The organism is Streptomyces kurssanovii (genome assembly GCF_040677245.1).
Classification (GTDB): Bacteria; Actinomycetota; Actinomycetes; order Streptomycetales; family Streptomycetaceae; genus Streptomyces; species Streptomyces kurssanovii.
On record NZ_JBFAQK010000106.1, the window covers coordinates 1 to 8,328 of the forward strand.

Consider the following 8,328-nt stretch of genomic DNA (forward strand, 5'->3'; position numbering starts at 1 on the left):
GCCCGGTTACATTCCGAACCCGGAAGCTAAGCCTTTCAGCGCCGATGGTACTGCAGGGGGGACCCTGTGGGAGAGTAGGACGCCGCCGAACAATCTTTCAGGACCCTTGGTCCAGCGTTCATGCTGGACCAAGGGTCCTTTTTGTTTTGCCGAGAATGACGAAGCGCGGCCGATCGCCGGCTGCGCGAGAATGACTGTGGTACCCGATGACAGGAGTCACGCCGATGTCCCCCAACTCTTCCGACGATCGTCCGGAACGCGAACCGCGTCGCAAGGACGGTGGTGACAGGGGCGGCTTCCGCGGCGGTCGCGACGACAGGGACCGGGGTCCCCGCCGTGACAACGACCGCGGTGACCGCGGTGGCTTCCGTGGTGCCCGTGACGACCGCGGCGGTCGCCCCGCCGGCGGTGGCGGCGGCGGTTTCCGTCGTGACGACCGCCCCGGTGACCGCGACCGTGGCCCGCGCCGCGAGGACGACCGCGGTGGCTACCGAGGCCCCCGCGACGGTGGCGACCGTGGCGGTCGCCCCACCGGCGGTGGCGGATACGCGCCCCGGCCTGCTGGTGGTGGCGGCGGTGGCTTCCGTCGCGACGACCGTCAGGGTGGTTTCCGTCGTGACGACCGCCCCGGTGACCGTGGTGGCTACCGCGGTCCGCGTGACGATCGTCGTGATGAGCGCCCGGCCGGTGCCGGTGGCGGTTTCCGTCGCGATGACCGCCGTGACGACAGGCGCGATGACCGCCGTGACGACAGGCGCGATGACCGCCGTGACGACCGCGGCGGACGCCCCGCCGGCGGTGGCGGTGGTGGCGGCTTCCGTCGCGACGACCGTTCCGGTCAGAGCGGCTACCCCCGTCGCGATGACCGTCAGGGTGGTTTCCGTCGTGATGACCGCTCGGGCGACCGTGGTGGCTACCGCGGTCCGCGTGACGATCGTCGTGATGAGCGCCCGGCCGGTGCCGGTGGCGGCTTCCGCCGCGATGACCGCCGCGATGACCGTCGCGACGACAGGCGTGACGACCGCGGTGCTCGTCCCGCCGGCGGCGGCGGTGGCTTCCGTCGTGACGAGCGTCCCAGCGAGCGTCGCGATGATCGCCGTGATGACAGGCGTGACGACCGTTCCGGTCAGAGCGGCTACCCCCGTCGTGACGACCGTCAGGGTGGTTTCCGTCGTGATGACCGCTCGGGCGACCGTGGTGGCTACCGCGGTCCGCGTGACGATCGTCGTGATGAGCGCCCGGCCGGCGGTGGTGGCGGCTTCCGCCGCGATGACCGCCGTGACGAGCGCCCGGCCGGCGCTGGTGGCGGTTTCCGTCGCGACGACAGGCGTGATGACCGCCGCGACGACCGTGGTGCTCGTCCCGCCGGCGGCGGCGGTGGCTTCCGTCGTGACGAGCGTCCCAGCGAGCGTCGCGATGATCGCCGTGATGACAGGCGTGACGACCGTTCCGGCCAGAGCGGCTACGCGCGCCGCGACGACCGTCAGGGTGGTTTCCGTCGTGACGACCGCTCCGGTGGCGGTGGTTACGCGCGGCGTGACGACGACCGTGGTGGTTTCCGCGGCCCCCGTCGTGAGGAGCGGGACCGTGGTGGTTTCCGCGGTTCCCGAGACGACCGCGGCGACCGCGGCGGCTACGGGCGGCGTGACGAGCGGGACCGTCCCGAGCGCGAGCCGGTCAAGCGGCTCCCGATCCCCGACGACGTCACCGGCGACGAGATCGACAAGGACGTGCGGCAGGAGCTTCAGAGCCTGCCGAAGGGCCTCGCCGAGGATGTCGCCCGTAACCTCGTCATGGTCGCGAACCTGATCGACGAGGACCCCGAGCAGGCCTACGCCTACTCCCGTATCGCGCTGCGGCTCGCGTCCCGTGTCGCCGCCGTGCGTGAGGCCGCGGGCTTCGCCGCCTACGCCACGCAGAAGTACTCGGAGGCGCTGGCCGAGTTCCGTGCGGCGCGGCGGATGACGGGCACCGTGGAGCTGTGGCCCGTCATGGCCGACTGCGAGCGTGGGCTCGGACGGCCCGAGCGGGCGCTGGCGATGGCCGGCGAGTCGGAGGTGCAGAAGCTGGACAAGGCCGGCCAGGTCGAGATGCGGCTCGTCGCCGCCGGAGCACGCAGGGACATGGGGCAGCTGGACGCCGCCATCGTGACCCTGCAGAGCCCCGAGCTCGCCTCCAGCTCCGTGCAGCCCTGGACTGCGCGGCTGCGTTACGCGTACGCCGACGCGCTTCTCGCGGCCGGCCGTGAGAACGAGGCCCGGGAGTGGTTCGCCAAGGCGCTCGAGGCCGACAAGGACGGCGCCACCGACGCGTCGGACCGACTCGCCGAGATGGACGGTGTCGAGTTCGTCGACGCCCTGCACGACGACGAGGACGACGAGGCCCACGACGGCGACCAGGGCGCGAAGGCCGACGCCGAGGACGACGACCTGAGCACCGGCAGCGGTCCCGAGGCCGTCACCGACCTCGGGTCCGAGGCCGACGGAGCCGACGGCACCGACGCCGAGCCGGACGCCGGCTCGGACAGGTCCGGCGACCGGTCGTAAGCGCGGCACATGAATGAGGGCGGCACCCGGTCCACGGGTGCCGCCCTCAGTCGTTTCCGGCCGGTGTCAGTCCAGCGCGAGGCTCCGCAGAACCAGCCCCGTCGCCGGCTTCGGTCCGAACGACGTCGACTTGCGGGGCATCGTGACGCCTTGGAGCGCCAGCTCGCGCACGACGTCCTCCCGTACCGGGTGCATCAGCACCGCTGTGCTGCCGTCGCGTTCGGCCTTGCTGACGGCCGCCGGGGCGTCGTGGATGTAGGCGATGTGCTCGGGGTCGTCCGGGATCCGCCAGACCTGTTCCAGGAGCGTGGAGTGCAGCACCGTGGCGTCCAGGGTGCGCCAGGCCTCCGGCGGACCGCTCGGCACGGTGCGGTTCAGCAGTCCGGCGTCCGGGCGGTCGACGAGGTGGAAACGGCCGTCCCCGGCGAGAAGGAAGGCGTTGCCCTCGCCGACGGCGTCGGCCAAGGCGTCCAGGGCCTGCGGCAGCGGTACGTCGAGGTGCCTGACGCGGAAAGAACCGCTCAGGGCCGTGAGCGCCCGGTCGACCGGCATTCCGTGCAGCAAGCGGTGGATGGCCCGTACCTGAAGGGGATAGCGGGCGGAGTCGATGAGCAGCACCAGGCCGTAGTTCCACGGGCCGGGCGAGGTTTGTTCCGCGCGCAGCCGCAGATAGGTCGCCCAGCGGTGGTGGCCGTCGGCGATCATCGCCTGATGGCCCTTCAGGTCTTCCTGCACCTCCGCCAGTTCATCCGCGTCGGTGACGCACCACAGGCGGTGGCTGAAGCCGTCCTCCGTGGTCGTGGACAGCAGCGGCGAGCGCCGGACGGTGCGTTCGATGACCGCCGTCGTGCCGACGGCGTCGCCGGAGCCGCGGTATGTGAGAAGCAGCGGTTCCAGGTTCGCCGCCGTCGTGCGCATCAGGGACGCGCGGTCGGCGACGACGTCCGGCATGACGCCCTCGTGAGGGAGGACGACGCCGTCGGACGGCTCCGACAGGGCCAGCGCCCCGATGACGCCGCGTTGCAGGACGTCACCCTTGCGCTGCTCGTAGACGTACAGGGCGGGCTCGTCGTCCGCGGCGAGGACGCCCTCCTCGAGCCAGCGCGTGAGTGTCTGCGCGGCCTGGTGGTGGCGGTCGTCCGCGGTGGTCGCCTGGGGGAGGATCAGGCGCACGATGTTGTGCGGGTCCGCCGACTCGAGGTGGTGCAGGCCGTCCGGTCTGACGACCACGTCGTACGGCGGCGAGGTCACGGCGGCGAGGCTGCCCACCCGCTCGGGGACGTAGCGCAGTCCGCGGAACGGGATCAGACGCAGGCCGCCGTCGGCCGCAGGACCTTCGTTGTTCATCAGGGCATCGTATGCGCGTGACGGCATGGGCGATGATCGGGGGAGTGGCCCGGTCACCGGGAGCGCGGGAACCAGCGAGGAGCGGAAGCGGATGAGTCAGCAGGGCGTGAACCGGCCGAGCGGAAGCACACGGGCGCTGAGCGAGGCGTACGACACCGCCCTGCTCGACCTCGACGGGGTCGTGTACGCGGGCGGTGAGGCGATCGTGCACGCCGTCGAGTCGCTGGCGACGGCCAGGGAGCAGGGCATGCACCTGGCGTACGTCACGAACAACGCGCTGCGCACCCCCGATGTCGTGGCCGCTCATCTCACCGAGCTGGGCATTCCGACCGGGCCCGGCGATGTGATCAACTCCGCGCAGGCGGTGGCCCGGCTGATCTCCGAGCAGGTGCCACCAGGATCCCGTGTGCTGGTGATCGGGGGCGACGGGCTGCGGGTCGCGCTGCGCGAGCGCGGTCTCGTGCCGGTGGAGTCCGCGGACGACGACCCCGCCGCCGTCGTGCAGGGCTACGGCGGTCCCGAGCTGCCGTGGGGCCGGTTCGCGGAAGCCTGTTACGCGATCGCGCGGGGCGTGCCGTGGTTCGCCTCCAACACCGACCTGACGATCCCGAGCGCCCGCGGCATCGCGCCCGGCAACGGTGCTGCCGTCGAGGTCGTACGGATCGCGACGGGGGCGGAGCCGCAGATCGCGGGCAAGCCGCTGCCGCCGATGCACAAGGAGACGATCCTGCGTACCGGCGCCGAGCGGCCGCTGGTCGTGGGGGACCGTCTCGACACGGACATCGAGGGGGCGTTCAACGGCCGCGTCGACTCACTGCTCGTACTGACCGGGGTGACGGACGCGGCGCAGCTGCTCGCGGCCGTGCCGCAGCACCGGCCGACCTATGTCGACGCCGATCTGCGCGGCATGCTGACCGGGCAGCCCGACGTGACGGAGCGCGACGGCGTGTTCGGCTGCGGCGGATGGACGGCGTCGGCGCGCGGGGACGAGTTGGCGCTCGACGGCGACGGCGATCCGCTGGACGGCCTGCGCGCGCTGTGCGGCGCCGCGTGGACAAGCGCCGGCGACGGTTCCTGCACCCTCGACGCGGGGAAGGCCCTGGCCCGGCTGGGATTTTAGAACTCCCAGGAACTCCCGGGCCGTCAGCCTCCTCCGAGAGGCGATGCGAGGGTAGGCTAACCTAACCACGTGTTGGTCGAGAGTCCCCCGAAACGGAGCGCGGAGTCCGCATCCACACCCGCAACGCCCAAGCGCCACGCCCTGCGTGCCTTGGGGCTGCTGGTGTCGTGCGGCGTCCTGCTGCTGATCTGCGTCGCGAGCATCGCCGTGGGCGCCAAGTCGATTCCGCTCTCCGATGTGTGGGACGGGCTGTTCCACAGCACGGGCTCCGGCAACGACGTGATCATCAGGGATGTCCGCGTCCCACGGACGCTGCTGGGGCTCGTCGTCGGCGCGGCTCTCGGCGTCGCCGGCGCGGTGATGCAGGCGCTGACCCGCAACCCGCTGGCCGAACCAGGCCTGTTGGGCGTGAGCGCGGGAGCGTCGGCCGCGGTCGTGTCCGCCGTCAGCTTCCTCGGTGTCACGTCGCTCACCGGCTATGTGTGGTTCGCGTTCCTCGGCGCCGCCGTGGTCTCCGCCGCCGTGTACGTCCTCGGCGGCAGCCGCGGCGCCACCCCCGTACGCCTCGCGCTCGCCGGTACGGCCGCCACCGCCGCCCTGTACGGCTACATCAACGCCGTCCAGCTGCTGGACGCGGCCGCGCTCGACCGGCTGCGCTTCTGGACGGTCGGTTCACTCGCCTCCGCCGACATGGGGACCATCACCAAGGTCCTGCCGTTCATCGCCGCCGGACTGGTCCTCTCCATGCTGCTGGCCCGGCCGCTGAACGCGATGGAGATGGGTGACGACACCGCCCGCTCGCTCGGCGCGCACCTGACCCGCACCCGCGTCCTGTCGATGCTCGCCATCACCCTGCTGTGCGGTGCGGCGACCGCGGCCTGCGGCCCCATCGTCTTCGTCGGTCTGATGATCCCGCACCTCGTCCGCGCCGTCACCGGCCCGGACATGCGGTGGATCCTGCCGTACGCGGCGGTCCTCGCGCCCGTCCTGCTGCTCGGCGCGGACGTCGTCGGCCGGGTCGTCACCCGACCCTCCGAGCTCCAGGTCGGCATCGTCACCGCACTGATCGGCGGGCCGGTCTTCATCCAACTCGTACGCCGCAAGAGGATGGCCCAGCTGTGAAGGCCGTGAAAGCAATACGCACGCCGGGCGGGCTGTCCGTACGGCTCGACGCCCGCGCGGCGTCCGTCGTCACGCTGCTCGCGGTGGCCGCGGCGGCCGTCGCGGTCGTCCTCATCGGCAGCGGCGACTTCCCGATGTCGTTCGGCGACGTGACCGCCACACTCCTCGGAAACGGCACCGCCGCGCAGGAGTTCATCGTCCAGGACGTGCGTCTGCCGCGGGTGCTGGTGGCGATACTCGTCGGAGCGTCGCTCGCCCTCAGCGGCGCCATCTTCCAGTCCCTTTCCCGGAACCCGCTCGGCAGTCCCGACGTCATCGGTTTCTCCCAGGGGTCCACCGTCGGCGCGCTCACCGTGATCGTGCTCTTCAGCGGCGGCTCGCTCGCCGTGGCGGGCGGCGCCGTCGCCGGCGGACTCGTCACCGGCATCGCCGTCTACACGCTCGCCTGGAAGCGCGGGGTTCAGGGCTTCCGGCTGGTACTCGTCGGCATCGGCGTCGCCGCCATGCTCACGGCGGTCATCCACTTCCTGATCACCAAGGCCAACCTCGTGGACGCCACCAGGGCCACGCTCTGGATGACCGGCTCGCTCGACGGCCGTGACTGGGCGCAGGTGTGGCCGCTGGCCGGGATGTGCGCGGTGCTGATGCCGGTCGTGTTCGCGCACGGACGGCCGCTGCGGATGCTGGAGATGGGCGACGACGCCGCGTACGCGCTCGGCGTACCCGTGGAACGCACCAGGATCGTCCTCATGGGATCCGGTGTGCTGTTCATCGCCGTCGCCACGGCCGCCGCGGGCCCCATCGCGTTCGTGGCCCTCAGCGCGCCCCAGCTGGCCCGTCGGCTCACCCGCTCGCCCGGACCGAACCTGGCCGCGGCCGCCGTCATGGGCGCGGCCCTGCTCCTGGTCGCCGACTGGACCGCCTCCAACGCCTTCGGCGACCGCATGCTGCCGGTCGGCGTCGTCACAGCGGTGCTCGGCGGCGGTTACCTGCTCTGGCTGCTCGTCACCGAACGCAAGGCGGGGCGGATATGACGGCGGGTACGGACACGGACAGGGTCAAGGACAGGCGAACGGGCGCCGGCGCGACCGCCGCCCACCTCACAGAGAACTCCAGGAGTACGACGACGATGCAGCGCCTCACCGCGGAATCCGTCACCCTCGGCTACGACCAGCGGGTCATCGCGGAGGACCTGTCCGTCGAGATACCCGACAACTCCTTCACCGTGATCGTCGGCCCCAACGCCTGCGGCAAGTCGACGCTGCTGCGGGCCCTTTCGCGGATGCTGAAGCCCACGAAGGGCAGGGTCCTGCTCGACGGGGAGGCCATCCACTCACTGCCCGCGAAGAAGGTCGCCAGGACGCTGGGGCTGCTGCCGCAGTCGTCGATCGCACCCGACGGGATCACGGTCGCCGACCTCGTGGCGCGCGGCCGTTACCCGCACCAGGGACTGCTGCGGCAGTGGTCGCCCGAGGACGAGCGGATCGTCGAGGAGTCGATGGCCGCGACGCGGGTCGGCGAGCTGGCCGACCGTTACGTCGACGAGCTGTCCGGCGGACAGCGCCAGCGGGTCTGGATCGCGATGGCACTGGCCCAGCAGACGCCGCTGCTGCTGCTCGACGAGCCGACCACCTACCTCGACATCCAGCACCAGCTCGAGGTGCTCGACCTGTGCGCGGAGCTGCACGAGTCGCAGGGGCGCACGCTGGTCGCCGTCCTGCACGACCTCAACCAGGCCGCGCGCTACGCCACGCACCTCGTCGCCCTCCGCGACGGCAGGATCGTCGCGGAGGGGGCGCCGTCGGAGGTGGTCACGGCGGAACTGGTGGAGCAGGTCTTCGGCGTGAAGAGCCAGATCATCGAGGACCCTGAGTCCGGTACGCCGCTGGTGATTCCGGCGTCGCGGCGGGGGGTCGGCGCGAAGGTGTCGTGACGGTGGGGGTGGGCGGGTGGGGCTTGGCGGGTCCCGGTCCGGGTCCGGGTGCGTGGCGGGTGCGGGTCGGTGGCGCCTGCGGGTCCGGTCCGTGGCGCCTGCGGCGGGCTGTTCCCCTACCCGCCCCTTCCCGAAACCGGGCTCCGCCCGGACCCGCCACCGCGCTGCGCGCGGTGTTTCGGGGGCTCCTCCCCCTACGCCTGGCGGCGTGGGGGGACCCCCACCGGACCCCCGCGCCTCAATCTCCCCCAAACGCCAGG

The 8,328-nt window shown here is 72.0% G+C and carries 6 protein-coding genes, 1 rRNA gene and 1 pseudogene; 7 read left to right on the forward strand and 1 reads right to left on the reverse strand.

All coding sequences use genetic code 11. From position 1 onward, the window contains the following. From rrf to AB0K36_RS34195, 3 genes and pseudogenes are all read left to right on the forward strand, one after another. Nucleotides 1–91 (forward strand): 5S ribosomal RNA (rrf, locus tag AB0K36_RS34185); the annotation flags it as partial. Nucleotides 92–599: 508 nt separating this feature from the next. Further along, nucleotides 600–1,427 (forward strand): annotated as a pseudogene (locus AB0K36_RS34770) (hypothetical protein); the annotation flags it as partial. Nucleotides 1,428–1,730: 303 nt separating this feature from the next. After that, nucleotides 1,731–2,546, forward strand: a complete 816-nt coding sequence (locus AB0K36_RS34195; protein ID WP_364601627.1) for a tetratricopeptide repeat protein — start codon at nt 1,731–1,733, stop codon at nt 2,544–2,546. A gap of 66 nt (nt 2,547–2,612) precedes the next feature. Here the strand turns inward: AB0K36_RS34195 and AB0K36_RS34200 are convergent, their stop codons facing one another. Beyond that, complete coding sequence (locus AB0K36_RS34200; RefSeq protein ID WP_364601629.1) at nt 2,613–3,893, reverse strand: DUF1015 domain-containing protein; 1,281 nt, start codon at nt 3,891–3,893, stop codon at nt 2,613–2,615. Nucleotides 3,894–3,984: 91 nt separating this feature from the next. Between AB0K36_RS34200 and AB0K36_RS34205 the strand changes: the two genes are divergently transcribed. From AB0K36_RS34205 to AB0K36_RS34220, 4 genes are all read left to right on the forward strand, one after another. Beyond that, nucleotides 3,985–5,013, forward strand: coding sequence for an HAD hydrolase-like protein (locus AB0K36_RS34205; RefSeq protein WP_364601631.1), 1,029 nt, complete (start codon nt 3,985–3,987; stop codon nt 5,011–5,013). 69 nt (nt 5,014–5,082) lie between these two features. Then, on the forward strand, nt 5,083–6,135 hold the full coding sequence (locus tag AB0K36_RS34210) for a FecCD family ABC transporter permease (protein ID WP_435877995.1): 1,053 nt from the start codon (nt 5,083–5,085) through the stop codon (nt 6,133–6,135). Continuing rightward, nucleotides 6,132–7,169: a FecCD family ABC transporter permease gene (locus AB0K36_RS34215; protein WP_364601633.1), complete on the forward strand. Its 1,038-nt coding sequence runs from the start codon at nt 6,132–6,134 to the stop codon at nt 7,167–7,169. Before AB0K36_RS34210 ends, AB0K36_RS34215 begins: the two co-directional genes overlap by 4 nt. Continuing rightward, entirely contained in the window at nt 7,166–8,068 is a 903-nt protein-coding gene (locus AB0K36_RS34220) for an ABC transporter ATP-binding protein (RefSeq protein WP_364601635.1), read from the forward strand. The genes AB0K36_RS34215 and AB0K36_RS34220 overlap by 4 nt, the downstream gene beginning before the upstream one ends. Nucleotides 8,069–8,328: the final 260 nt, after the last annotated feature.